At 57.7% G+C, this 24,193-nt stretch carries 21 protein-coding genes, 2 tRNA genes and 1 pseudogene; 12 read left to right on the top strand and 12 right to left on the bottom strand.

All coding sequences use genetic code 11. The annotated features are described in order from the left end of the window. Positions 1-293 precede the first annotated feature (293 nt). The 5 genes from QZ517_RS12925 (at position 294) to QZ517_RS12945 (ending at position 6,670) form a co-directional block, all read left to right on the top strand. Positions 294-367, top strand: a tRNA-Gly gene (locus tag QZ517_RS12925). Between the two features lie 145 nt (positions 368-512). Continuing rightward, positions 513-2,306 carry an ABC transporter transmembrane domain-containing protein gene (locus QZ517_RS12930; protein WP_294227442.1) on the top strand — a complete coding sequence of 598 codons (1,794 nt, stop codon included), beginning with the start codon at positions 513-515 and terminating at the stop codon, positions 2,304-2,306. 239 nt (positions 2,307-2,545) lie between these two features. Then, positions 2,546-4,444, top strand: a complete 1,899-nt coding sequence (locus QZ517_RS12935) for an acyl-CoA synthetase (RefSeq protein WP_294227444.1) — start codon at positions 2,546-2,548, stop codon at positions 4,442-4,444. A 192-nt stretch (positions 4,445-4,636) separates the two neighbouring features. Next, positions 4,637-6,127 (top strand): glycerol kinase GlpK, encoded by a 1,491-nt coding sequence (gene glpK, locus QZ517_RS12940; protein ID WP_294227445.1) that lies wholly within the window; start codon positions 4,637-4,639, stop codon positions 6,125-6,127. A gap of 75 nt (positions 6,128-6,202) precedes the next feature. Continuing rightward, positions 6,203-6,670: an alkylphosphonate utilization protein gene (locus QZ517_RS12945; protein ID WP_294227480.1), complete on the top strand. Its 468-nt coding sequence runs from the start codon at positions 6,203-6,205 to the stop codon at positions 6,668-6,670. Between the two features lie 12 nt (positions 6,671-6,682). Here QZ517_RS12945 and dtd read toward each other — a convergent pair whose 3' ends face one another. The 3 genes from dtd to metF all read right to left on the bottom strand — a co-directional run bounded on the left by dtd (position 6,683) and on the right by metF (position 8,676). Continuing rightward, on the bottom strand, positions 6,683-7,117 hold the full coding sequence (gene dtd, locus QZ517_RS12950) for a D-aminoacyl-tRNA deacylase (RefSeq protein ID WP_294227447.1): 435 nt from the start codon (positions 7,115-7,117) through the stop codon (positions 6,683-6,685). Between the two features lie 125 nt (positions 7,118-7,242). Further along, positions 7,243-7,737 carry a PaaI family thioesterase gene (locus QZ517_RS12955; protein ID WP_294227449.1) on the bottom strand — a complete coding sequence of 165 codons (495 nt, stop codon included), beginning with the start codon at positions 7,735-7,737 and terminating at the stop codon, positions 7,243-7,245. A gap of 72 nt (positions 7,738-7,809) precedes the next feature. After that, a complete protein-coding gene (gene metF / locus QZ517_RS12960; RefSeq protein WP_294227451.1) occupies positions 7,810-8,676 on the bottom strand; it encodes a methylenetetrahydrofolate reductase [NAD(P)H] in 867 nt (288 codons plus the stop codon). A gap of 98 nt (positions 8,677-8,774) precedes the next feature. Here metF and QZ517_RS12965 point away from each other — a divergent pair, with 98 nt between their 5' ends. Then, positions 8,775-9,680 (top strand): LysR family transcriptional regulator, encoded by a 906-nt coding sequence (locus QZ517_RS12965; protein ID WP_294227481.1) that lies wholly within the window; start codon positions 8,775-8,777, stop codon positions 9,678-9,680. A 160-nt stretch (positions 9,681-9,840) separates the two neighbouring features. After that, the gene (locus QZ517_RS12970) at positions 9,841-10,875 is read left to right on the top strand and encodes a Hint domain-containing protein (RefSeq protein WP_294227453.1); all 1,035 of its coding nucleotides are present in this window, start codon (positions 9,841-9,843) and stop codon (positions 10,873-10,875) included. Between the two features lie 139 nt (positions 10,876-11,014). Here QZ517_RS12970 and QZ517_RS12975 read toward each other — a convergent pair whose 3' ends face one another. Then, on the bottom strand, positions 11,015-12,055 hold the full coding sequence (locus QZ517_RS12975) for an NADP-dependent oxidoreductase (protein ID WP_294227457.1): 1,041 nt from the start codon (positions 12,053-12,055) through the stop codon (positions 11,015-11,017). 183 nt (positions 12,056-12,238) lie between these two features. Between QZ517_RS12975 and QZ517_RS12980 the strand changes: the two genes are divergently transcribed. Further along, positions 12,239-13,030, top strand: coding sequence for an inositol monophosphatase family protein (locus QZ517_RS12980; protein ID WP_294227459.1), 792 nt, complete (start codon positions 12,239-12,241; stop codon positions 13,028-13,030). 62 nt (positions 13,031-13,092) lie between these two features. Here QZ517_RS12980 and QZ517_RS12985 read toward each other — a convergent pair whose 3' ends face one another. From QZ517_RS12985 to putA, 3 genes are read right to left on the bottom strand one after another with little or no spacing between them, the layout of a single operon-like run. Continuing rightward, complete coding sequence (locus tag QZ517_RS12985) at positions 13,093-13,461, bottom strand: GFA family protein (RefSeq protein WP_294227461.1); 369 nt, start codon at positions 13,459-13,461, stop codon at positions 13,093-13,095. Next, entirely contained in the window at positions 13,458-14,207 is a 750-nt protein-coding gene (locus QZ517_RS12990) for a rhomboid family intramembrane serine protease (RefSeq protein WP_294227463.1), read from the bottom strand. The genes QZ517_RS12985 and QZ517_RS12990 overlap by 4 nt, the downstream gene beginning before the upstream one ends. 31 nt (positions 14,208-14,238) lie before the next feature. Next, on the bottom strand, positions 14,239-17,664 hold the full coding sequence (gene putA, locus QZ517_RS12995; protein ID WP_294227464.1) for a bifunctional proline dehydrogenase/L-glutamate gamma-semialdehyde dehydrogenase PutA: 3,426 nt from the start codon (positions 17,662-17,664) through the stop codon (positions 14,239-14,241). Positions 17,665-17,769: 105 nt separating this feature from the next. On the opposite strand from putA, the gene QZ517_RS13000 reads away from it, so the two are divergent. The 3 genes from QZ517_RS13000 (at position 17,770) to QZ517_RS13010 (ending at position 18,990) form a co-directional block, all read left to right on the top strand. Next, positions 17,770-18,243, top strand: a complete 474-nt coding sequence (locus QZ517_RS13000) for an Lrp/AsnC ligand binding domain-containing protein (protein WP_294227466.1) — start codon at positions 17,770-17,772, stop codon at positions 18,241-18,243. Between the two features lie 36 nt (positions 18,244-18,279). Then, positions 18,280-18,834, top strand: coding sequence for a tetratricopeptide repeat protein (locus tag QZ517_RS13005; protein ID WP_294227468.1), 555 nt, complete (start codon positions 18,280-18,282; stop codon positions 18,832-18,834). A 69-nt stretch (positions 18,835-18,903) separates the two neighbouring features. Beyond that, positions 18,904-18,990, top strand: a tRNA-Leu gene (locus QZ517_RS13010). A gap of 35 nt (positions 18,991-19,025) precedes the next feature. On the opposite strand, the gene QZ517_RS13015 is transcribed toward QZ517_RS13010, so the two are convergent. The 4 genes from QZ517_RS13015 to QZ517_RS13030 form a co-directional block, all read right to left on the bottom strand. Then, positions 19,026-19,181 carry a hypothetical protein gene (locus QZ517_RS13015; protein ID WP_294227470.1) on the bottom strand — a complete coding sequence of 52 codons (156 nt, stop codon included), beginning with the start codon at positions 19,179-19,181 and terminating at the stop codon, positions 19,026-19,028. Positions 19,182-19,339: 158 nt separating this feature from the next. Continuing rightward, the gene (gene metG, locus QZ517_RS13020; RefSeq protein WP_294227472.1) at positions 19,340-21,055 is read right to left on the bottom strand and encodes a methionine--tRNA ligase; all 1,716 of its coding nucleotides are present in this window, start codon (positions 21,053-21,055) and stop codon (positions 19,340-19,342) included. Positions 21,056-21,178: 123 nt separating this feature from the next. Further along, positions 21,179-22,438 carry an MFS transporter gene (locus QZ517_RS13025; RefSeq protein ID WP_294227474.1) on the bottom strand — a complete coding sequence of 420 codons (1,260 nt, stop codon included), beginning with the start codon at positions 22,436-22,438 and terminating at the stop codon, positions 21,179-21,181. Between the two features lie 72 nt (positions 22,439-22,510). After that, positions 22,511-23,248 (bottom strand): SDR family NAD(P)-dependent oxidoreductase, encoded by a 738-nt coding sequence (locus tag QZ517_RS13030; RefSeq protein WP_294227476.1) that lies wholly within the window; start codon positions 23,246-23,248, stop codon positions 22,511-22,513. A 72-nt stretch (positions 23,249-23,320) separates the two neighbouring features. Between QZ517_RS13030 and QZ517_RS13035 the strand changes: the two genes are divergently transcribed. Then, positions 23,321-23,941: a TetR/AcrR family transcriptional regulator gene (locus tag QZ517_RS13035; protein ID WP_294227478.1), complete on the top strand. Its 621-nt coding sequence runs from the start codon at positions 23,321-23,323 to the stop codon at positions 23,939-23,941. Here the strand turns inward: QZ517_RS13035 and QZ517_RS13040 are convergent. Then, a pseudogene (locus QZ517_RS13040) lies at positions 23,912-24,193 on the bottom strand (hypothetical protein); the annotation flags it as partial. The gene QZ517_RS13035 and the pseudogene QZ517_RS13040 overlap by 30 nt on opposite strands.

Raw genomic sequence — 24,193 nt, forward strand, 5'->3', positions numbered from 1 at the left:
CTGCGCATGGCTGCCATTGGAGGCTGGCGCGGCGGGTGGGTCTATTCCGATAGAGTTTGAATGGCCGTTTTTACGGGTCTGGCACGAAGCCTTCGCAGACGCGGCTAACGGCTCCTTTCCGCTCATCGTGTCGTGATGCAGTGCTGCGCACAGATGCCGTAAAATGGCTAGGGGCTGCCTTAAGGCGTGTTTTGCGCGGATGGTAGAGGATGAATATTTCAGATGAAGAGGGAACATGTTCAATAGTTGCCTTGACCTCCAAATTCCAATGAAATAGGAACTGAATCAGATGAGCGGGCGTTGTGTAATGGTAAGACCTCAGCCTTCCAAGCTGATGATACGGGTTCGATTCCCGTCGCCCGCTCCAAGGTCAATCTTCCCAAATTGCCCGCATGATTGCACGGGTGCTATCCCATGTCGCAGGGTTGTATATGGCTTATGCATATCTGGCATCTTGACCCGGATGCGCACTGCGGTCACTAACGGCTAACACGACAGCCAAGGACCGAATAATGGCCAGACAGCCGCAGCACGCGAATACCGAACAAGACCGTGAGAAAAGCAAGAACATCGGCGCCCTGCGTGGGCTGCGCCCATTTTTGGCCCCCTATCGGTTCCTGGTGTTTCTGGCGCTGTGTGCCCTGACGCTGACCGCCTCTGTGTCTTTGATGTTGCCCGTGGCTGTGCGCCGCGTCGTGGACAACTTTGGCACACAAAGTGACGCGCTGCTGGACAAGTACTTCCTCGCCGCCCTTGGCATCGCGTCGATGTTGGCTGTCGGCACCGCGCTGCGATATCTGTTGGTCACGCGGCTCGGCGAATTGGTTGTCACCGACATCCGCAAAGCGGTGTTTGCGCGGGTGATCAACATGAGCCCGGCGTTTTTTGAGAACGTCATGACCGGTGAGGTGCTCAGCCGCATCACAACGGATACCACTGTGATCCAATCGGTGATTGGCTCGTCCATCTCCATCGCTCTGCGCAATGTGCTGCTGTTCCTTGGCGGCCTGGTGTTGATGTTGTTCACCTCCACCAAGCTGACCCTGATGGTGCTTTTGGTGGTGCCAATGGTGATTGTGCCGATTATGGTGTTGGGTCGCCGCTTGCGCAAACTCAGCCGTGAAAATCAGGATTGGATTGCGGAAAGCTCCGGCAATGCGTCTGAGGCGCTTTTGTCGGTGCAAACCGTGCAGGCCTTTACCCATGAGACCCAAACCCGCGCCAATTTTGACCGCGTGACCGACCTGTCATTGAGCGCCGCGATGCGCCGGATCAACACGCGTGCATTGTTGACGATGATTGTGATCTTTCTGATCTTCACCGGCGTGGTTGTGGTGTTGTGGATGGGGGCGCGTGACGTGCGCGCCGGTGGCATGAGTGTCGGTGTGTTGGTGCAGTTTGTGATCTACTCGGTGATGGTGGCGGGCGCCGTGGGGGCTTTGTCCGAAATCTGGAGTGAGCTGCAGCGCGCTGCCGGCGCCACCGAACGTTTGGTGGAGCTGCTCTATACCGAAGACAGCGTCAACGATCCGGCAAACCCAAAAACACTGCCTGCGCCGGTCAAAGGCGAGATCAGCTTTGAGTCTGTGTCTTTCCAATACCCGTCCCGGCCAAATGTTTCGGCACTGGATGAAGTGAACCTTACCATTCAACCCGGTGAAACAGTTGCGCTTGTTGGCCCGTCAGGGGCCGGCAAAACCACCATCATTCAAATGATCCAACGCTTTTATGACCCGGTCAAAGGCCAGGTGACGCTGGATGGCAAAGCTTTGCAGGAAATGCAGCGTGACGACTTCCGCCAACATCTAGCATTGGTGCCACAAGATCCGGTGATCTTTGCCAGCAGTGCACGGGAAAACATCCGCTTTGGTCGTCTGGACGCAACGGATGCAGAGGTTGAAGCCGCCGCAAAAGCCGCCGCCGCACATGACTTCATCACCGCTTTGCCGGAGGGCTATGACAGCCCGCTGGGCGAACGTGGTGTGATGCTGTCAGGTGGTCAGAAGCAACGCATCGCCATTGCCCGCGCCATTTTGCGCGACGCGCCAGTGCTGCTGTTGGATGAGGCCACCTCGGCCCTTGATGCAGAGAGCGAACGCCTGGTGCAGGCGGCTGTGGATGAGCTGGCCAAAAGCCGGACCACCATCATTGTTGCCCACCGCTTGGCCACCGTGAAGAAAGCCGACCGCATCATTGTGATGGAAGAGGGCCGTATTGTTGCCCAGGGTCGCCATGATGATCTGGTCGCCGAAGATGGTCTATACGCCAAACTGGCGCGCCTGCAATTCACCGCTGGGGCTGCCTAAATCAGTGCGGTCGCGCTGCCGTTTGGCGCGCGCGACCCCAAGCTGATTTTGAGGTGGACTGCATCCCTTTTACGGTTAATCTGACGTAACGTTTCAGGCTTGCTTGACCTTAGGTTCGGCTGGCCTTGAATGGGACGCAGGGTGTTTTTGGGGTCAACTTGAAGCAACGCGTTCAAATAGGCCGGACAGGCGGAGGTCTGGCGGTTTGGGGCAAGCAACCCAAGGGGGGAGAACAGACTATGAGCTTTGAATCTTTGGCCGATCTGAAAGCCATCGAGAGTGAAAAACCGTGGGATGAGCGGGGCAACCCTACCACGATTTATGAAATGCTGACCAACACCAAGGACAAGTTTCCAAACCGTCCCGCGGTCAGCTATCAGATCTTCTCTGGCCCCAAAGACAAAGCTGAGACCGTCACCTGGTCCGAGCTGCACGCCAAGACCACCCAGGCGGCCAATATGTTCCGCGATCTCGGTGTGGGTGAAAAAGACACCGTGGCCTTTGTGCTGCCCAACTGCAACGAAACCATGTATGCGCTTCTGGGCGGTATGGTTGCGGGCATTGTGAACCCGATCAACCCGCTGCTGGAGCCCGAGCAAATCGCCGCCATCCTGCGCGAAACCGACGCCAAAGTGGTGGTGACCCTCAAAGGTTTCCCCAAAACCGACGTGGCCCAAAAAGTGGCGGAGGCCGTGCGTCACGCCCCACATGTACACACGGTACTGGAAATTGATCTCGTCAAATATCTGACCCCGCCAAAGTCTTGGATTGTACCGCTGATCCGGCCCAAGGTTTCCGGCCCGCAGCATGCGGACTTCAAAGACTTCAACAAGGAGCTGGCGAAACACGCAACCACCTTGCAGTTTGCTGACAGTGATGGCGATCGCGTAGGGGCCTACTTCCACACCGGCGGCACCACCGGCATGCCGAAAGTGGCGCAGCACCTCTATTCCGGCATGATCTACAACGGCTGGCTTGGGGATCGTCTGCTCTTCACCGAAGAAGACAACATCATGTGCCCGCTGCCGCTGTTCCACGTTTTTGCCGTGCATGTGATCATGCAAGCGGCGATCAAATCCGGCGCCCATGTGGTCTTCCCAACCCCTGCGGGCTATCGCGGCGATGGGGTGTTTGACAACTTCTGGAAGCTGATCGAACGCTGGAAAATCTCCTTCATCATCACTGTGCCGACCGCTGTGTCCGCGCTGATGCAGCGTCCGGTGGATGCGGATATTTCCTCTGTGAAAACCGCCTTCTCCGGTTCCGCGCCAATGCCAATGGAGCTGTTCAAACGCTTCGAAAGCACCTGTGGCGTGGACATTGTTGAAGGCTATGGCCTGACCGAGGCCACCTGCCTTGTGTCTTGCAACCCGCCATCCGGTGCCAAGAAAGTTGGTTCCGTTGGCCTGCCGTTCCCCTACACCGATGTGCGCATCATTAAGAATACGCCCGACGGTCCGGTGGAATGTGCTGCAGACGAAGTGGGTGAGATCTGCGTGTCCAACCCCGGTGTCTTTGCGGGCAACACCTACACCGAAGCGGACAAAAACGTGGACCTATTCCACTACGGGACCCATCTGCGCACCGGCGATTTGGGGCGTTTGGATGAGGACGGCTATCTCTGGATCACGGGGCGCGCCAAAGACCTGATCATTCGTGGTGGCCACAACATTGACCCTGCTGAAATTGAAGAGGCGCTTTTGGCGCATCACGATGTGGCCTTTGCGGGTGCTATTGGTCAGCCAGACAGCCACGCTGGCGAAGTCCCTTGTGTCTATGTCGAGCTGGTCGAAGGTGCGACCGTGACCATTGAGGATCTGATGAGCCACGCCAAGGTGCACGTGCACGAGCGCGCCGCGCATCCAAAATATGTGGAGATCATGCCGGAGCTGCCCAAAACCGCCGTGGGCAAAATCTTCAAGCCGGACCTGCGCAAAGCGGCCATCACCCGCATCTACAATGCGGCGTTGGACAAAGCGGGCGTGCCTGCTCAGGTCGACTTTGTGCTTGACGACAAGAAGCGTGGCTTGGTGGCGCAGATCAAAAAGTCTGGTGATGCGTCTGACGCAGAAGTGGGCAAGGTGCTTGGCGACTTTGTCCGCCCATGGGAGTGGTCTCAAGACGAATCGGCCGCCTGATCCGGTGCAAAGGGGAGGGGGCCAGCCCCCTCGTCACCGCACGGCGGTGCCTTCACCCCCGAGGTATTTGGGGAAAGAGAAAGCTATCTACGAAAAAAATAGTAGGGCGCAGCGTCAAGCGGCGCCCTTCCTGATTGCGGTAACAGTTTTCCGTGCCTACTGTGCCTGCAACAGAGTTCAGGGAGGGGACAGATGACCCATATTCTCGCCATTGATCAGGGCACCACATCCAGCCGCGCCATTGTGTTTGACGGGGACATCCGCCCCATCGCCAGCGCCCAGTTGGAGTTTGAGCAGCACTTCCCGCAGTCCGGTTGGGTGGAGCATGATCCGGCGGACATCTGGGTCACCACCGTGGAAACCTGCTCCGGCGCTTTGGCCCGCGCCAAGCTCTCTGCCAAAGACATTGACGCGATTGGCATCACCAACCAGCGGGAAACCACGTTGGTTTGGAACAAGACCACGGGTGAGCCGGTGCACAACGCGATTGTCTGGCAGGACCGCCGCACCGCTGCGATTTGCGAAGAGCTCAAGGCGGGCGGTCATGCCGATAAAGTGCAGGCCACCACGGGCCTGCTGCTCGATCCCTATTTTTCCGGCACTAAGATCAAGTGGATTTTGGACAACGTCGAAGGCACCCGGGCATCCGCAGAGGCGGGCGATCTTCTGTTTGGCACCGTCGATTGTTATCTGATCTGGAAGCTGACCGGCGGCAAGGTGCATGCCACCGACGCCACCAACGCCGCGCGCACGCTGATCTATGACATCCACAACGGTGTCTGGAGCAACGACATCTGCGCGCTGCTGGGCATTCCGATGTCGATGTTGCCAGAGGTCAAAGACTGCGCCGCCGATTTTGGCGAAACCGATCCGGACCTGTTTGGCGCGGCGATCCCAATTCGGGGCGTGGCAGGGGACCAGCAGGCCGCCACCATTGGGCAGGCCTGCTTCCAGGCCGGTATGCTGAAATCCACCTACGGTACCGGCTGCTTCGCGCTATTGAACACCGGTGATACGCCAGTGACCTCGCAAAACCGGCTGCTGACCACCATCGCGTATCAATTGGATGGCAAACCCACTTATGCGCTAGAAGGTGCGATCTTCATTGCTGGCGCGGTGGTGCAATGGTTGCGTGACGGGCTGGGCATCATCAACGACGCCTCTGAAACGGCGGCGCTGGCCGATGCGGCTGACCCTGGTCAGGAGCTGATCCTTGTGCCGGCTTTTGTCGGTCTGGGTGCGCCGTATTGGAACCCGGAAGCCCGTGGCGCTGTCTTTGGCCTGACCCGTGGCTCTGGCCCCAAAGAGTTCTCCCGTGCTGCGCTCGAGAGTGTAGGTTTCCAAACCCGTGACTTGCTCGAAGCCATGCAGGCGGATTTTGAGTTTTCCGGCGACACTGTGTTGCGGGTGGACGGCGGCATGATTGCCAGCGATTGGGCGATGCAGTTCCTGTCTAACATTTTGGGTGCACCGGTCGACCGCCCTGTGGTGGCCGAAAGCACCGCCAAAGGCGCGGCTTGGCTCGCAGGTATGCAGATCGGGGCCTATCCGGACATGGCAGGCTTTGCGGCCACGTGGGAGAAAGAGAGCCAGTTCACACCAAAGCAGGATGACAGCTGGCGCGAAGGGCGTTATGCGGGCTGGCAAAAGGCCATCAACGCCACGCTGGCGATGACTGAGTAATCCAAACTGGAGAAGTCCGTGTCCAATCCCTGTGTCCTTTGTGGTGCCACTGGCGCTGTGTCTCCTGTGGCTGTGATGCCGCAGGACGTCTCCGTCGATCTCTGTGCAACATGTGCCACGGGCGTCGCGGATAACCCGCAGGACGGGCCACATTGGCAATGTCTACACGAGGCGATCTGGAGCACCGAGCCTGCGGTGCAGGTGCTTGCGTGGCGTTTGCTCAAAGCCCTGCCGGAGGCCCCTTGGGCACGAGACTTGCTGGATATGGCTTATCTGGAACCCGACGTGCTGGCGTGGGCCGAGGAAGGTGTGTCTGACGGGGAAGACGTGGTCATTCACCGCGACAGCAATGGCGCAGTTCTCGCCGCCGGCGACTCGGTGGTGCTGATCAAAGACCTGCCCGTAAAAGGCGCGGGTTTCACCGCCAAACGGGGCACAGCCGTGCGCAGCATCTCTTTGGTGATGGACAACCCCGAGCACATCGAAGGCCGGGTGGAAAGCCAGAGGATTGTGATCCTGACCAAGTTTGTGAAAAAGAGCTGAAGCAGCCCCGCTTCAGACCTCCATCCAGATTGTGACCGGCCCGTCATTGGTCAGCGAGACCTTCATGTCCGCGCCAAACTCCCCGGTCTGTACCGGCACAACCTCGCCGAGCTTCCGCGCAAACAGCTCAAAAAGCCGTTTGCCGTCTTCCGGCGCGGCCGCGGTGGAAAAGCCGGGGCGGTTGCCGCTGCGGGTGTCCGCCGCGAGAGTAAACTGGCTGATCACCAGAACGCTGCCGCCCATATCCGCCACCGACTGGTTCATCTTGCCGTTGTCATCCTGAAAAATTCGGCACTTCGCCACTTTGGCCGCCAATTTCTCGACCTGGGCCTCTGTGTCTCCCTGCATCGCGCAGACCAGCACCATCAAGCCTGGCCCGCATTCGCCAATCACCGCGCCATCCACGCGCACCTGTGCCTCACTCACCCGTTGCAACAACGCCCGCATTACACTCTCCTCATTTTGCGAGACCGTGCGCCAAGGCCAGATCAAGCGCAACCTTGCTTTCTCATTCCAAAAATATCTCGGGTGAAGGCGCAGCTCTGCTGTGCCGAGGGCAGCGTCCTCACATGCTATCGCTTGGGGCCCTGTAGCACGATGCAGGTGGTTGAGCCGGTGGCGTAAAGCTTGCCATCTTCAACCCCACGCACCTCACCAACGGAAATACCCGTCGAGCGCCCCACGTGCTGCACCTTGCCGACCGCATGCACGGTCATTCCAACCGGAATAGGGCGCAGAATGTTGGTTTTGTATTCCAGCGTTGTATAGATCTGCCCGGGTTTGAGCATGGTTTGCACCGCGCAGGCCATGCAGCTGTCCAAAATGGTCCCGTACCAACCGCCATGCACCGTGCCAATCGGGTTCATGGTGCAAAACGCGGGCGTGCCCTCAAAGGTCACCGTGCCTTCATCCGCCGCAATGGGTTTGAAGCCAAGCGTCTGTCCAATGGGCGGTCCAGCAAGGTCGCCGTTGATGATCGCGCGCATAAACTCTAACCCGCTCATCGACAGGATGGTGTCCATTGACGCCAATTGGTCTACGGATGTGGCATAGTGATGTGCGTTCATAAAAACGGCCTCCCTTAACACGTTAAAGAAGGCCGCAATACTGTCAGAGTCTCAAGAGGGAGCGGGCTCCTGTTACGCCACGTTTTCCAAGGTCACCGCCGGTGTCACACCCAAAGCATGGCACACATCGCGGGTCAGCTCCGGACGGTTCATGGTGTAGAAATGCAAGCTGTCCACGCCTTCGTCCAGCAACTCCGAGCACATCTCGGTGCAGACCGCTGTGGCCAATAGATCTTCGCGGTTGTCACGCTCCGCCTTTTCAAACGCGTCCACCAACCAGGCTGGCACAGAGGTGCCGCAGCGTTCAGAAAACTTGCGCACGCCTTTCCAATTCTCGATGGGCAAAACGCCCGGCAAGATTGGTGCGGTGATGCCCGCTTTGGCACAGGCATCGCGGAACCGCAGGAAGGTTTCCGCTTCAAAGAAGAACTGTGTGATGGCTTCATCGGCGCCCGCGTCAATCTTGCGTTTGAGCCATTCCACATCTGCCGCCATGTCGGCCGCTTCCGGGTGTTTCTCCGGATAGGCGCCCACGCGGATGGTGAACTTGCCGGTCTCTGCCAGTGCACCAATCAGCTCAAGAGAATTGGCAAAGCCTTCTGGATGCGCTTCAAACCCGTTGCTGCCTTTTGGCGGGTCGCCGCGCAGCGCCACAAGTTCAGAGACACCAGCCGCCGCAAATCCGTCTGCAATCTCCAGGGTTTCCGCTTTGGACGCATTCACGCAGGTCAAATGCGCCGCCACATTGAGACCAGAGGATTTGTGCAGTGTCGCAACGGCCTCACGCGTCAGGTCTCGCGTGGTGCCGCCCGCACCATAAGTTACGGAAACAAAACGCGGATTCAGTGGTGCCAAGGTCTGCACAGTGTCCCAAAGCCGGAATGACGCCTGCAGGTTTTGCGGCGGAAAAAATTCAAACGAGACTTGAGGCGTGGTCATGACGGGCATCCTGTAACTTGCGGTTGTCCTCATGTCTCACACATGTCATCTTTACGCAAATTCATAATACTCAAGAAAGTCATGAGCCGCACATGAAGATGCACATTGAATTCCGCCACCTGCGCACTGTGCGCGCGATCCATGAATGTGGTGGTTTGGCCCGTGCTGCGGATAAACTCAATATCACCCAATCTGCTTTGTCTCATCAGATCAAAGGTTTGGAAGAGCAGGCCGGTGTAGAGCTGTTTGTGCGTCGCTCCAAACCAATGAAACTTTCTGCGGCGGGTGTGCGCCTTTTGCGTCTGGCCAATCAAGTGTTGCCCGAAGTCGAAAAACTTGAAGCGGAATTTAACGGTCTGCGTGACGGTAGCTCCGGTCGCCTACATATCGCCATTGAATGTCACGCGTGTTTTGAATGGCTTTTCCCGGTGTTGGAGCAATTTCGCAAAAACTGGCCGGATGTGGATGTTGATATCCGTCCCGGCCTAGCGTTTGATGCCATGCCCGCGCTTCAGAAAGAAGAAGTAGATTTGGTGGTCAGCTCCGATCCGGAAAACATGCCCAATGTCTCCTTTAGTCATTTGTTTGATTACGCGCCGGTGTTTGTAGCCTCGTCCGCTCATCCTTTGGCCCAGAAAGCCTATGTTGAGGCCGAGGATTTTCGCGGCGAAACTCTGATCACCTATCCAGTGGAACGCTCGCGTCTGGATGTGTTCTCACAATTGTTGACGCCGGCCAAAGTGGAACCCGGCTCTGTCCGTCAGGCCGAACTCACCGCCGTGATCCTGCTGCTGGTGGCGTCCAACCGCGGCGTGTCGGTGTTGCCGGATTGGGTGGTGCGCGAAGTGAAATACTCGTCAGACTATGTCACCCGACCAATTACGGACAAAGGTCTCACGCGGGCGCTGTCTGCCGCCACCCGCACCGATGATTTGAACAAGCCTTACATGCAGGATTTGATTCAATTGGCGGGCAAAGAAGCGCGGCGTTTGCAAACCGCCTAAACCGGCTGGTGAGAGTTTTCTGGTATTTCTCCCCCTGAACAATCTGGGCTGTCGCGTCCATGTTGTTGTGTAACGGTTCATCAGTTTAGGGGGTGGAGTATCTCCCAGCGCGCATTTGGCCTGTGTTTGGGTCGCGGCGCGGGCGGCTCCAGTTTTGTTCATGCCTACCACGTTTAATGCGATCTCCGTTGGTCAGTTGGCCGACATCGACACCAATGAAGGCAACAACCGCGCGGAAAATGCCGCAGCACTTGAAGGGCTGACATTTGGTGGTCCCGGCAATCCGCTGGCCAACGATTTTGTCGAAATCTCGCCCTTTGGCAATGTGGGCTCGGCCTACGACATGGACAACAGTCCCAACGACCAGTTCACCGTGGACGGCGGCACGCCTCAAACCTTTGACGGCACAGCCGTGTACAACGCCACGATCACCTATGTGGACGGCACCACCGCAACCTACACGGCCGTGTTGTTTCAGGACACCAATGGCAACGCCTACCTCGCGCCAGAGTTTTCCAACAACGCGGATCAGGCGGCCTTGGAGGCAGGGCCAATCCAATCGATCAGCCTCGATAGCCTGCTCGGCAATCGGTATTCCGGTCTAACCTCCAGTCGTGAGGACTGGGATTTTGTGCCCTGTTTTGTTGAAGGCACGAAGATCATCACCCAAAAAGGTGAACGTTCGGTGGAGGAGATTGAGCCCGGTGACATGATCCTGACCATGGATCATGGCTTTCAACCCCTGCGCTGGATTGGCCGTCGCACGGTGCCCGCCCGTGGTGCATTGGCGCCGATCCGCTTTGCACCGGGCGCGCTTGGCAATGACGTGCCGCTGATGGTTTCTCCGCAACACCGCATGATGTTGCGCGGTTGGCGGGTTGAGGTGAACTTTGGTGAAAGCGAAGTGCTGGTGCCCGCGCAGGCGTTGATCAACGGCGACACCGTTGTGCAGGTCGAGGGCGGTGAGGTCACCTATCTGCATCTGCTGTTTGACTGTCACGAGATCATCTACGGCGGCGGTATTCCCAGCGAAAGCTTTATGCCGGGCGAGCAGGGCCTCTCCTCCATGGCGCAGGTGGTGCAGGATGAGATTTATTCACTGTTCCCGGAACTGCAGACAGAAGGGGTGCATGTTTACGGTGAAGATGCCCGCCCATCGCTGAAGGCCCGCGAAGCACAAATTTTGGTGCATTAGGCGCAACGTACGTTGTGTTAACTGGAGGCAGGTGCCACAAAACCCCCACCTCCGGGAAACAGTCGTGATACCGACGCTTTACCGACGTGATTTTTGACCTTGGCCAAAAGTTAAGCCGCGGTGTTGCGCCGGCCGGAAATCAGATCAGTTTCACCAGCTGTTTGCCTGTGTTTCCGCCTTTTAACAGGGACCGGAAAGCTGCAGGTGCGTTTTCCAATCCTTCGGCAATATCCTCGCCATATGCGATCTCTCCAGCGGCCAACTTTGGCCCCACGTCACGCAGGAAATCGCCGTAGCGGTCGTAGTGGTTGGAGATGATAAAACCGTTCACCGACAATTGGTTAACCAGAATCGTGCGCCACAACCGTGGGCCGGTCAGGCTCTCCATCTGTGCATCTGCACCCAACCCACCAGCGTTGTACCAGGCAATCATGCCGCAGAGTGGAATGCGCCCGCCGACGTTCATCAGCGGCAGCACCGCATCCAGCAGTTTGCCTCCAACGTTTTCGAAATAGATATCAATGCCTTGCGGGCATTCTGCCGCCACGGCCTTACGCAGCTCGCTGGCGGTCTCGAACGCCTTATGGTCAATGCAGGCATCAAACCCGTAAGTGTCTGTAGCCTTTGCACATTTCTCGGCGCCGCCGGCAATGCCAGCCACGCGCAGTCCCTTGGATTTGGCAATTTGCCCCACCATAGATCCAACCGGCCCAGTAGCAGCCCCCACAACCAGCGTTTCACCCTGTTTGGGTTTGCCCAATTCGGTCAGCCCGTACCAGCCGGTGAACCCTGGCATGCCCATCACGCCAAGCGCCGTGGTGATGGGCGCCAGTTTCGGGTTCAGCTTCTGCATTTCATGGCCTTTTGCCACACCGTGGGTGGTCCAACCAAACATGCCAAGTGCAAAATCTCCGGGGGCAAAATCCTCGTGATTGGAGACCACCACCTCGCCAACCGCGCCGCCGCCCATGGTCTCATCAATCTGTACGGCAGCGGAATAGGATTTTGCCTCATCCATGCGCCCACGCATATACGGGTCCAACGACATATAATGCACACGCACGAGGACTTCTCCGTCGTCGATTTCCGGCAAGTCAGCTGTTTCCAAACGAAAATTCTCGTCCTGCGGTTCCCCCGTGGGGCGGCTGGCCAGCACCATGCGCTGCATCTGTTCTGTCATTTGGGCATCCTCCAAAGCTTTGACGCCAGCTTGCTGGGAGTGAGGCAATCTGACAAGTGTAGGCAGCTTTTAACCCGTTTTTGTGACGCGGCGTTTCCTTACAGACTTGATCGGCCCTATAAGGCCTTGGCAAAAAGGGTTTACGGGCGTATACGCGCGCTCTGTGTCAAAAGGAGCCGTGCCATGCCGGGCAGCGCAAATCTGAACATCATGATGAAGGCCGCCCGCAAAGCGGGTCGGTCACTGGTCAAAGACTTCCGTGAAGTTGAAAACCTACAGGTGTCGACCAAAGGGGCAGGCGACTTTGTCAGCCGCGCCGACATCGCCGCCGAAGAAATCCTGAAAACAGAACTGCTGGGCGCGCGTCCTACCTACGGCTGGATTGCCGAAGAGGGTGGCGAGATTGCGGGCAAAGATCCAACCCGCCGCTGGATTGTTGACCCGCTGGATGGCACCACCAATTTCCTGCATGGTCTGCCGCATTGGGCGATCTCTATCGCCTTGGAACATAAGGGTGAAATCGTTGCTGGTGTGGTGTTTGACGCCGCCAAAGACGAGATGTTTTACGCCGAAAAAGGCGAAGGTGCCTGGCTCAACGATAGCCTGCGTCTGCGTGTGTCGGCCCGTCACCGCATGATCGAGTCGATCTTTGCAACTGGCCTACCGTACGCTGGCCGTGCAGATCTGCCGGACACCCTGAAAGACCTTGCGCGTCTGTTGCCTGTCACCGCTGGTGTGCGCCGCTTTGGCGCCGCCTCGCTGGATCTCGCTTATGTGGCCGCTGGCCGCTACGAAGGGTTCTGGGAACGTAAGCTGCAGCCTTGGGACATCGCCGCTGGCTTGTTGATTGCCAAAGAGGCCGGTGCTCTGGTTGAGCCGCTCGCTCCCGGTGGAGATATGTTGGAAGACGGTGAAGTGGTCGTGGCAAACGAACCGATCTTTTCCACTTTCGCAAAAGTCATCCGCAACGGCTAACGTGCGCTGCCGTTACGAGGCTTTTGCACATCCGTGAAAATGTAAAACCTGGCCCAAACGGGTCAGGTTTTTTTGTCCGAAGGGTGATTGACGCCGTCGACCCAGCCAAACGGCGCAAAATCCTTGGGGTTCACGCCGTCCAGCGCGCCAATGTTGACGCCATAGACATCTGGGCGCGAGCGGCGTTGGTGGTGCGTGTAAATCCCACAATTGCGGCAAAAGTAATGTTTGGCTGTGCCTGTGCCCCACGTGTAAAGCGTCAGACATTCGTGACCGGACACAATTGTTAAGTCTTCCAGCTTAACGTCCACATTTGGCACCGCACGGCGGCGGCAAAACGAACAGTCACACAACATGGCTTCGCTGGGATCTTGCGCCAGCGTAACGCGCAACTCCACAGAGCCGCAATGGCAGGTCAGTTTATGGCTCATCGCCGTTTTCTCCTCACACGGGGGACCGAGCTTTGGCTCAGTTTGTATTTGGCTTCAGGGTGGGGCGGGTGGCCATGGGTTTGATGCCAATAAGCTGGGCCGCCGCGCTTGAGCCACACTGGGATGGCCAATACAGCGCCCACAATAAAGCCGCCCGCATGCGCCCAGTGCGCCACGCCTCCGCCAGCCGTGTCCACGGCCACGCCATTGAACAGTTGCAAGGCAAACCAAAGGCCCAACATGACCCAAGCGGGAACCGTAAAAATCCGGAATATAATGATCAATATCAGCAAAATATCGACCTTGGCTTTGGGGAAGAGCAAAAGGTAGCCGCCCATCACACCGGCAATGGCGCCGGATGCCCCGACCATTGGAATTTGACTGTTTGGATCAGCTGCGATCTGCGCAAAATCTGCGCCCAGGCCGGACAACAGGTAAAAGGCCAAAAAGCCGAAGTGGCCCATTTCATCTTCGAGATTGTCGCCAAAGATCCACAAAAACAGCATGTTGCCAAACAAATGCATCCAGCCGCCATGTAGGAACATGGAGGTCAGAAGGCCATGAAGCTTTCGACCTTCGGTGACTTCAGCAGGCAGCAAGGCCCAGTCCTGAAAGAACTGGGCCAAACGAAAGTTGTCCCCCATAATTGGCTGATAACTCAGGAAGATCCCGACATTCAGGAGGATCAGCGCATAGACGACATAAGGGGTGCGTCCGGAGGGGTTGTGATCACGGATTGGAAACATGGCGCCAAGCTGCGAGGATTTGTGCGGAAGGTCAACTGCTCCCGCTCAATAGCGCCGCGTTGCCGCCTGCCGCTGTTGTGTCCACGCAGACATGCCGCTCGCCCAACACCCGCGCGGCATCTGGCCGTCCGGTGAGCAGCGGCAGGATTGGTCCGTCGCGTTGTGCCAAGGCTTGGTCATAAGCCCGTGCCTGATCTGCATCCCCCCACCACAAAGCGCCGGAGAAACCTTGTAACGTAGTAAGGGCGTCTTCCGGAAGTTTTCCCGTACACACAACAGCTTGCCCGCCAAGGTTTTGCACAATCTCGGCTTGCGCTTTGGCAGTCTCCGCACCGGGGCCCATGCAGAGAAGCGGCTCCCGCGCATAGCTGGTTAGGCGGTTGGACTCACCTGTTGGCCCTGGCAGAGAGACGGTTGTGCCAGAGTTTTTGCCAGCCTCTCGATTGGTCTTGTCCACTTTTGCCTGAACCACATCGGCGGGCATAACCCCGTCCCACACCCCTGCGTCCTCAGCCGGTACCGCAGCAAATCGCGCCAGGTAGTGTGGGCCACCCGCCTTGGGGCCAGTGCCCGAAAGCCCTTCACCGCCGAAGGGTTGGGAGCCAACAATTGCGCCGATCTGGTTGCGGTTCACATAGATGTTGCCCGCTTTGACGCGGTCAGAGACATGTTGCACACGGTCATCAATTCGAGTTTGCAGACCAAAGGTCAGGCCGTAACCGGTGGCGTTGATCGCATCGATCACCGCATCCAGCTCGTTGGATTTGAATGTGGCTACATGCAGCACCGGGCCAAAGATTTCACGGGTCAACTCAGCAATGCCGCCTATTTTGATTAGGGTTGGCGCAATGAAAGTCCCGGTTTGCGGTGTCGGCATCTGGAACAACACGCGGCCTTCAGATTGGGCTTGCGCTATGTGCTCCGATATACCTCGGCGAGCGGTCTCGTCGATCACCGGTCCGCTATCGGTGGACAACAGCCACGGATCGTTGAGCGACAGCTCTTTCATCGCACCTGTCAGCATCTCCAACAGGTTTTCTGCAATGTCTTCCTGCACATAGAGGCATCGTAGGGCGGAGCAGCGCTGGCCCGCGGATTGGAACGCACTCTCGACAATGGCGGTCACAGCTTGTTCGGGCAAGGCGGTGCTGTCCACAATCATGGCGTTCAACCCGCCGGTTTCGGCAATTAGCGGTGCGCCTGGGGCCATGTTGTCGGCCATTGTGGCGCGGATGCGCAGCGCGGTGGCTGTGGAGCCGGTGAAGGCCACGCCGTTTACACGTGGATCAGAGGTCAGCGCCGCGCCAACGGTTGCGCCGGAACCGGGTAGGAGTTGCAGAGCGTCGCGTGGCACACCGGCCTCATGCAGCAACCTCACAGCCTCATGAGCGATCAACGGGGTTTGGTCGGCAGGTTTGGCGAGTACGGCATTCCCTGCCGCGAGTGCAGCTGCCACCTGTCCGGAAAAAATTGCCAGCGGGAAGTTCCATGGCGAGATGCAGGTGAAGACGCCTGCGGGCGGTGTTGAAGGCGCATTGGCACCGTAATATCGCAGGAAATCAACCGCTTCGCGCAGCTCCGCGACAGCATCATTGGGGGTTTTTCCTGCCTCGCGGGCGAGCAATGCAAAGAGCGCGCCATAGTTTTCTTCATAAAGGTCCGCCGCTTTGGAAAGAACCGCGCCACGCTCGCTTGGCGTCGCGTCCCACGGCTTTGTTGCGCTTAGGGCGCTCTCCACATCCGCCGCGCTGGCGTGGGCCACTGTGCCTGGGCTGTCAGTTGGCAGGAATGGGTTGTCTACCGGTTGTGTAGCTCCCGGCACGGCTTCAGCAGCCAGCAGCGGAGCCGCGTGCCACTGTGTGTTGCGATACAATTCCCGCGCTGTGTCCAGTGCGCTCAGGGTCGGAGCGTCCGTCAGATCAAACCCTTTTGAGTTCACCCGCTCCGGTGCAAAAAGTTCAGGTCCTCGTGGCAACACACCTTCGGTGGACTGCACCTGATCAAATGGGTCGCTCGCAACCGCCTCAGCAGGTACGTCCTCGTCGACTATTTGGTTCACAAAAGATGAGTTTGCGCCATTCTCAAGCAGACGCCGCACCAAGTAGGCCAGCAAATCCCGGTGTGCCCCAACCGGAGCATAAATCCGGCATCGTGTGCCTTGGTCTTTTAGGACAATGTCGTGCAGGGCTTCGCCCATGCCGTGTAGGCGCTGGAATTCAAACGCAGATTTGTCGTCTGCCATATGCAAAATCGCGGCAACTGTGTGCGCATTATGGGTGGCAAATTGAGGATAAATACGATCCGTCATGCGGAGCAATTTACGGGCGTTGGCAATATAGGACACATCCGTTGCTGCCTTATTGGTGAAGACAGGGAAACCGTCGATGCCTTCGACCTGCGCCCGTTTGACCTCAGTGTCCCAATAAGCGCCTTTCACAAGCCGCACCATGATCTTGCGATCCAGTTTTTCGGACAGTTCGTAAAGATAGTCGAGCGTCGCGCCAGCGCGTTTGCCGTATGCTTGCACCACGACGCCAAAGCCATCCCAACCTGCCAAGGCAGGTTCGCTCATAACTGCTTCAATGACATCCATGGAAATCGCCAACCGGTCGGCTTCTTCAGCGTCGATGTTGAGGCCCATGCCTGCGGATTTGGCAAGCAAAGCCAGAGAGCGCAGGCGTGGTACCAGCTCTTCCATCACCCGATCCCGTTGCGCCACTTCATAGCGGGGATGCAGGGCAGAGAGCTTGACCGAGATGCCCGGATTGTCGCGACTGTCTTGATTGGTGCAGGCTGAGGCAATGGCGGTGATCGCGCGGGAATAGGCAAGGTGATACCGCATGGCATCCGCATCAGTTTTGGCCGCTTCACCCAACATGTCGTAAGAATAGGTATAGCCCTCTTTCTCCATACCTTCCGCACGCTTCATGGCGGAGGTGATGGTTTCTCCGAGAACAAACTGGCGTCCCATCTCCTTCATCGCACGACCAACCGCTGTGCGAATAACAGGTTCGCCTAAACGTTTCACGGCCCCGCGTAAGGAGCCGATTAAACCTGTGTTTTGGTCGTCCATCACCTTGCCTGTCAGCAATAGTGCCCAAGTGGAGGCGTTTACCAAAGAGGAGGTCGACCGCCCCAAGTGTTTGCCCCAGTCCGATGGGGCAATCTTGTCTTCGATCAGAGCGTCGATTGTATCCGCGTCGGGCACCCGCAGAAGAGCTTCGGCCAGGCACATCAACGCCACGCCTTCTTCGGTTGAAAGACCATACTCCGCCAAAAACACTTCCATCATTCCGGGACTTGTTTCTTCACGGATTTCGCGCACGAGAGAGGCACCCTGGGTGCAGATTGATTTGCGGTCTGCCGCAGAAAGGCCACTGGCGATTTTCAAGTCTTCCACCAAAGTGGCTTCGGTGCAGTAGGTGCTGGTGTCGATCAAGTCGCGCGCGTTGCTCATTGGTGTCTCCTGTGATTTGGTTTAGTATACCTTTGCATCCGCAGGCCATTTGACCGATTTTTGCGGGGTGGTTTACCTAAAAGGATAATATTTTGGAGTATCGCAGTGCAAAACGCGCAAACTGAATTGGATCGCTTTGATCGGGCGATTCTGGATGTGCTGGGGCGGAATGGTCGTATCTCCATTACTGATCTTGCCAGGGAAATTGGCTTGTCCAAAAGCCCAACGCAGGCGCGGCTGCGCCGGTTGGAGAGCGATGGCGTGATTACGGGCTACCGAGCGTTGCTGGATCCCATCCGCCTGGGGCTTGATCACGTGGCTTTTGTTGAAGTGAAGCTGTCAGAAACACGTGAAAAAGCGTTGCGGGCATTTAATGCTGCTGTCGCCGAAGTGCCCGAGATCGAGCAGGCGCATATGATTGCGAGTCATTTTGACTATCTTCTGAAAGTCAGGACAACCAATATGGCTGCTTACCGACATGTCTTGGGCGAGAAAATCTCTGCATTGCCGCATGTCGCCAGCACCTCCACATATGTAGCGATGCAAGCGGTGAAAGAGACTGGCCTCGCGGAGATGTGACTTTGTTGATGGGCTCGTCGCGTGGCAGCATTTGGTATGAAACACTTAGTTGCCGCTTTTTTGGTTTCAGGCACCTCGTTGGCTGCGGAGTGCCCAAAAGCCCCGGATCATTCCGCAGCTGTGGATAAGCTCATTGCGCGGGTTCAAGAGGCTGACAACCAACGGACCGCGCAAGAAATTTCCAATGACATGTGGCAGTTCTGGACAGATGCGCCTGACGAGGTCGCACAAGAAATTCTGGACCGAGGTATGCAAAAACGATCCGCGTGGGATCTACTTGGCGCGCGTGAGGATTTTGATAGGCTTGTCCGGTACTGTCCCGATTATGCAGAAGGCTATAATCAGCGGGCGTTTGTGAATTTTCTGCAACAGGATTTTGAGGCGGCATTGCCGGATTTGGAACGGGCTATCGCATTGTCTCCCCGTCATGTGGCGGCTTTGTCCGGTCGCGCCTTAACTCTGATTGGATTGGGGCGCGGCGCAGAAGCGCAGGATACTCTGGCGGCGGCCTTAGAGCTGAATCCGTGGTTGCCCGAGCGCAGTTTGTACACGCCGGCACCCGTGAAAGAAGCCCCTGGCGAAAAGCTCTAACCTTCCGCACTTTACACCAGAAACAGAGTCGCTATTGTCGCGCCGCTGACCTTGGTTGGCATGTTGGTTGCCCGCGTGGTGGAATGGTAGACACAGGAGACTTAAAATCTCTAGGCCGTATAGGCCGTGCCGGTTCGAGTCCGGCCGCGGGTACCAGTAACCATCTGAAAAGCAATGAGTAGGTTCGATCCTTAGGTCTGGACTTCTTTGCCAGACGCAAGGCTTGCAACGATAAATCCCAGGACAAGCGCGACAAAAACGCTGATGCCCAACATCAGCACGGACGCGGATACAACTGGGGGGAGCGCTTCAATAATACTCCAGAATACGTTCAGAATGGCTTCCATCGATCAATCTCCTTTGGGTGCAACACAGGTGCACGTGATCATCTTTACCAATGAGCTACCGTGAGTCGAGCGTTTCCACTTTGATCTTGGTCAGAAGCGGTGCAGGAAGCGGTATAGTTTCACAAAAAAGGCGCAGTTTGGTGACTGCGCCTTTGAATTTAACCTTCGCGTTTTCCCGCAAATTTCTCTTGCCACTCTTCGCGCTCATCATCGCTGATTTTTCGGAAGGTAACATCCGGAACGGTGAAGGCGTGTCCCGGTTGCAATGCCTCTAGCGCGGCCACTACATTGTCCGGCCAAGTTGTGTCGTCTGTTTGCATTGCAGCCAACAATGTCGCTGTTGCGTCCGGAATAAACGGTTCGGAAACAACGGCATAAAGCCGGATTAAGTTGAGCGCCAAACGGATTTGGCCAGCGGCTTTTTCTGGGTCTTCTTTGAAAGTCGACCATGGCGCGGCGGTTTGCAGATACTCATTGCCCGCCACCCAGATGGCCCGAAGTTCTTGTGCAGATTTTCGGACTTCCATGGCGGCCATGTGGCCCTCATAAGCGCGCATGCGGGTGGTCAGCTCAGCAATCAAGGCCTGTTCCGTTTCACCCATCTCGCCGCCTGCTGGCACTTCTTCGCCAAACTTGGCGCGGCAGAATTTGGTGACGCGGCTGACAAAGTTGCCAAGTACATCGGCGAGGTCCTTGTTCACCGATTGTTGGAAGTTCTCCCAGGTGAACTCACTGTCGGAGCTTTCTGGAGCGTGGGACAAAAGCCACCAGCGCCAGTAGTCAGATGGCAGGATTTCCAATGCCTGATCCATAAAGACGCCGCGACCGCGCGAGGTGGAGAATTGCCCGCCATCATAGTTCAAGTAGTTGAAAGACTTGATGTAATCGACGGCTTTCCATGGCTCCTCAGAACCTAGAATGGTGGCCGGGAAGGAGAGTGTGTGGAAAGGCACGTTATCCTTGCCCATGAATTGGGTGTAGGTCACGTCGTCCGCGCCTTTGTCGGTGCGCCACCAGCGCTCCCAGTCGGTGCCTTTTTTTGCAGCAACCCATTCCTGGGCGCAGGCGATGTATTCGATGGGGGCGTCGAACCAGACGTAGAAGACTTTGCCTTCCATGCCGGGCCAGTCTTCGCCGCCTTTCTTAACGGGTACACCCCAGTCGAGATCGCGGGTGATGCCGCGGTCTTGCAGGCCATCACCGTCGTTCAGCCATTTGTTAGCAATCGAGGTGGTCAGGATCGGCCAGTCACCCTTGCTGTCGATCCAGGCTTGCAGTTTGGCACGCATTTGCGACTGGCACAGGAACAGGTGTTTGGTCTCGCGCTCTTCCAGATCTGTGGAGCCGGAAATGGTGGAATACGGGTTGATCAGATCGGTTGGGTCCAGCTGCTTGGTGCAGTTGTCACATTGATCGCCGCGCGCGCTTTCAAAGCCGCAGTTGGGGCAAGTGCCTTCGATATATCGGTCTGGTAAGAAACGGCCGTCTGCGTTGGAATAGACCATCTTTTCAGACACTTCACGGATCAAACCCATGTCGGCAAGGCGACCGGCAAAGTGTTGGGTCAGCGCATGGTTTTGCGGGCTGGAGGAGCGGCCGTAGTGGTCAAACGACAGGCGAAAGCCTTCGGCAATTTTGGTTTGCACCCCGTGCATTTCGGCACAGTATTCGGCGACGTCTTTACCAGCCTTGGCGGCGGCCAGTTCGGCAGGAGTGCCGTGCTCATCGGTGGCGCAGAGGAACAGCACTTCGTTGCCGCGAGCACGCATGTAGCGGGCGAACAGATCAGCGGGTAGCTGGCTGCCAACAAGGTTTCCGAGGTGTTTGATACCGTTGATATACGGCAGTGCCGAGGTGATCAGATGGCGCGCCATTGCGGGGTTCCCTTAACTGTTTCAAACCCATTAGCCCAAAGACTAAGCCAGTTCCACCGGCGAATTTCCTTGTCGGTATCGCGTCTGTATTGCGACTGTTTTGCGGAGGTGCAAATTTGAGGTCTATTTGTCGTCTATTGGGGGCGTTTCTTCGGTCCGGTTCGGTTTCTCGCGCTGACGTTTTGTGATGCGACCAACGGTGAAAGACGTGCGCGGAGCGTAGACGTAGCGGGTGCGGTGCTCAGCAGTGGGCCGCGCCAACATACGGGTTAGGCCAAAGACAATCAGAAGCGCGTGCCCCACTGCAATCATGATGAAGAGGGCGGGGGGGCCAAATCGCTCGATCAAGCCGGACGCAAACAGCGGCGTGCCAATGGCCCCAACAGCAAAGAAGAACATCAGCGCGGCGGAGAGCTCGACGCGTTCTTCGGATGTGGCAAAGTCATTGGCGTGGGCCGCGGAGACCGAATAGATCGGGAAAGAGGTGAAGCCAAAGAAAGTCGCATTGAGCATGATCATGGCGGTGCTACCCGCCCCCATGGCAACGGTTGTTGCGCATGACACAACCGCCGCCGCTGACAACCAGATCAATACCCATCGACGGTCAAATTTGTCGGCGAGCCAGCCAACTGGATACTGCGCGATGGCGCCGCCCAGCACAAAGGCGGCGAGAAACCATGCGATCTGTCCAATCTGCAATCCAACTTCGGTGCCATAGACGGGCCCAACCATGCGGAAGGAGGCGGAACTGAGCGCGGCCACAATCACGCCGGCCACCGCCAATGGAGAGCGTTCATAGGCCAGTTTGGGGCGCAGGCGCGGGGCCTTGGGGGTCTTGGGCTGTGGCGACGTGGTGAGGGTGATGGGCAAAAGCGCGGCGCAGCAGATCAATGCAAGCAAGTTGTAAGACACGTAAGAGGCCGGCTCTAAAACGCTGATCACCAATTGCGCACCCAGGGAGGCCACCATATCGACCACCCGGTAGGTGCCCATGGCTCGGCCTCGGTTTTCATTGGTGACTTTGGATTGCAGCCACGCCTCTACCACGGTGAAACAGCCCGCCACACAAAGACCGGAGGCCACCCGCATCAGGGCCCAGGCGTAGGGATCAACGATGATGAAATGGCCCAGAAGGCCAATGGCGCCCATAGCGGTGAAGGTGGCAAAGGCGCGGGAATGGCCGACGCTGCCCATCAAGCGCGGCGACCACCAACAGCCAATGAAGAAGCCCAAAAAATGCGCGGACCCCAAAAGGCCAATCTGTTCCGTAGTGAAGTCCAGCGCGATGCCGGAGAGCGCATCCAAAGGCCCCACGCCGCCGGAGCTGAGTTGTAATAAGATGACCGAGAGGAACAGGGCCGAGAAGGTGATGATCATGCGCATGGGGGCAGCATGGCGGTTTGCGCCGCGTTGACTAGAGGGAATTCGACTTGGGCGTGTCGTTTTTAATCGCGGCTACCGCAGAATGCGTGCGGCCAATGCGGGGCTGACCCGATTTATGCCGCGCAGCAGGCGGGCTTTGCCAATCCAGGTTTCTGATTTTTGATCAACCAAGCCGCGCAGGATTTGTGTGGCCACTTTGTCGGGGCTGTCTTTGCCGGTGCCGCGCCCGGCGGTCATGGGCGTGTCCACAAGTGCAGGCAGCACCTCGTTCACCAGCAGCTGCGGGATGGCGTCGGCGCATTGATAGCGCAGGGCGCGCAGGTAGTGGCGCAGGCCCGCCTTGGTGGCGCAGTAGGTTGGCGCGTCGCGTTTGGGAGCAAGGGCCAGCGATGAGGTGATGGCGGAGACAAAAGGCTTGGGGTGTTGTGCCAGCGTTGGAAGGAGGGCGCTGGTGAGATGGATGGGCGCTTGCAGGTTGAGGGCCAGTTCTAGCTCCGATTGGCGTGGATGTTTGGCGAGACCTTCAGGGATGTTTTGGGAAAATTGTACGCCCGCAGCGTGGATGATGCCGGAGACGTGGTAGCCTTGGATCTGTGCCAGCAGGGCGTCACGCCCCTCGGCGTTGGAGAGATCCGCTCGAAGTTTTTTCAGCGTTTCCGGTGAGGCACCTGTCAGGCGGTCCAAAGCTTGCGCGCTGCGGCCTGTGGCGATGACCAGTGCGCCGGCCTCTGTGAGGGCCTGGGTGAGCGCACGGCCGATGCCGCCGGTGGCGCCGGTGATCAGGATGCTGTGATTCACAAAATGGGGCATGGAAAGACCTTGTGTTGAAGTGTGGCCCTGTCAATATGTGAGTGATTACTCATATTTTGGACTCGCTTTGCCATGCCCGTGAAGACTTCTGCGCAACCATCTGCAAATCCACGTAAAAAACCGCGTCAGGCACGGGCGCAGGCAACCGTGGATGCAATATTGCAAGCCGCGGCTCACATTCTGGTTGGGCAGGGCTTTGAAGGGTTCAACACCAATGTGGTGGCAGAGCGGGCTGGGGCGTCCGTGGGCTCGCTGTATCAGTATTTCCCCAACAAAGAGGCGATCATTTCCGAGATGGTGCGGGCCAAGCGGGCGCGGCTGTTGAACGGGTTGCAAGCAGCGGAGGCGGCGCATCAGGAGAGTGAACTGCCGGAGGCTTTGGCGGCTTTGGTGGCAGCAACTATTGCGCATCAAAAAGGTTGGCCGCAGTTGTCTCAAGCTTTGGACCGCGCGGCAGCTTTGGTACCGTTGTCCGTAGAAGGTACCGCGTTGACGGCGGCCATCCTGGAATTGTTGCAGCGGGTGTTGCGACGCCATGACGTGGCGGATGTGGAGATCGCGGCGCTGGACTTGCTGTCGCTCTGTCGTGGCATGATTGATGGTGCTTTGCTGCGCGGGGAGACTGATACAGCAGCGTTGCAGGCCCGGGTGATGCGGGCAGCGTCAGGCTATCTCGGCATCGCTGTCACGTGAGGCCAACTTGGGGGCGTCCGGCAGCCCGGTGAGGTGCCAGCTTTGTGGGGGCGCATTGCGGGCGCGCAGGCGGGTGAGGGACCAGGCGTCTGTATTGGCGCGGTGATCTGGCGCCATGTGCCAGCGGCTTTCAATGCCCTGTGCGCCGCCTTCACCGGGGGTCAGGATCAATCCCAGGGGGGCCATGCCGCTGGCCTTGGCGCCGGTTTCAGCGGCCAGATGCAGACGGCGCACAGGTGTGAGCGCGGGTGG

The organism is uncultured Shimia sp. (genome assembly GCF_913054185.1).
Classification (GTDB): domain Bacteria; phylum Pseudomonadota; class Alphaproteobacteria; order Rhodobacterales; family Rhodobacteraceae; genus Shimia.

What these genes read in the sequence shown, in the direction of transcription:
- metG (WP_294227472.1), bottom strand. Translation starts at nt 21,055, where the DNA reads ATGGCGCGCCATCTGATCACCTCGGCACTGCCGTATATCAACGGTATC.
- QZ517_RS12975 (WP_294227457.1), bottom strand. Translation starts at nt 12,055, where the DNA reads ATGACAGAACAGATGCAGCGCATGGTGCTGGCCAGCCGCCCCACGGGG.
- QZ517_RS13025 (WP_294227474.1), bottom strand. Translation starts at nt 22,438, where the DNA reads ATGCGCATGATCATCACCTTCTCGGCCCTGTTCCTCTCGGTCATCTTA.
- QZ517_RS13030 (WP_294227476.1), bottom strand. Translation starts at nt 23,248, where the DNA reads ATGCCCCATTTTGTGAATCACAGCATCCTGATCACCGGCGCCACCGGC.
- QZ517_RS12965 (WP_294227481.1), top strand. Translation starts at nt 8,775, where the DNA reads ATGCACATTGAATTCCGCCACCTGCGCACTGTGCGCGCGATCCATGAA.
- QZ517_RS12955 (WP_294227449.1), bottom strand. Translation starts at nt 7,737, where the DNA reads ATGAACGCACATCACTATGCCACATCCGTAGACCAATTGGCGTCAATG.
- putA (WP_294227464.1), bottom strand. Translation starts at nt 17,664, where the DNA reads ATGAGCAACGCGCGCGACTTGATCGACACCAGCACCTACTGCACCGAA.
- metF (WP_294227451.1), bottom strand. Translation starts at nt 8,676, where the DNA reads ATGACCACGCCTCAAGTCTCGTTTGAATTTTTTCCGCCGCAAAACCTG.
- glpK (WP_294227445.1), top strand. Translation starts at nt 4,637, where the DNA reads ATGACCCATATTCTCGCCATTGATCAGGGCACCACATCCAGCCGCGCC.
- QZ517_RS12980 (WP_294227459.1), top strand. Translation starts at nt 12,239, where the DNA reads ATGCCGGGCAGCGCAAATCTGAACATCATGATGAAGGCCGCCCGCAAA.
- QZ517_RS12970 (WP_294227453.1), top strand. Translation starts at nt 9,841, where the DNA reads ATGCCTACCACGTTTAATGCGATCTCCGTTGGTCAGTTGGCCGACATC.
- QZ517_RS13015 (WP_294227470.1), bottom strand. Translation starts at nt 19,181, where the DNA reads ATGGAAGCCATTCTGAACGTATTCTGGAGTATTATTGAAGCGCTCCCC.
- QZ517_RS13035 (WP_294227478.1), top strand. Translation starts at nt 23,321, where the DNA reads ATGCCCGTGAAGACTTCTGCGCAACCATCTGCAAATCCACGTAAAAAA.
- QZ517_RS12945 (WP_294227480.1), top strand. Translation starts at nt 6,203, where the DNA reads ATGCCGCAGGACGTCTCCGTCGATCTCTGTGCAACATGTGCCACGGGC.
- QZ517_RS12935 (WP_294227444.1), top strand. Translation starts at nt 2,546, where the DNA reads ATGAGCTTTGAATCTTTGGCCGATCTGAAAGCCATCGAGAGTGAAAAA.
- QZ517_RS12985 (WP_294227461.1), bottom strand. Translation starts at nt 13,461, where the DNA reads ATGAGCCATAAACTGACCTGCCATTGCGGCTCTGTGGAGTTGCGCGTT.
- QZ517_RS12990 (WP_294227463.1), bottom strand. Translation starts at nt 14,207, where the DNA reads ATGTTTCCAATCCGTGATCACAACCCCTCCGGACGCACCCCTTATGTC.
- QZ517_RS13005 (WP_294227468.1), top strand. Translation starts at nt 18,280, where the DNA reads ATGAAACACTTAGTTGCCGCTTTTTTGGTTTCAGGCACCTCGTTGGCT.
- QZ517_RS12930 (WP_294227442.1), top strand. Translation starts at nt 513, where the DNA reads ATGGCCAGACAGCCGCAGCACGCGAATACCGAACAAGACCGTGAGAAA.
- dtd (WP_294227447.1), bottom strand. Translation starts at nt 7,117, where the DNA reads ATGCGGGCGTTGTTGCAACGGGTGAGTGAGGCACAGGTGCGCGTGGAT.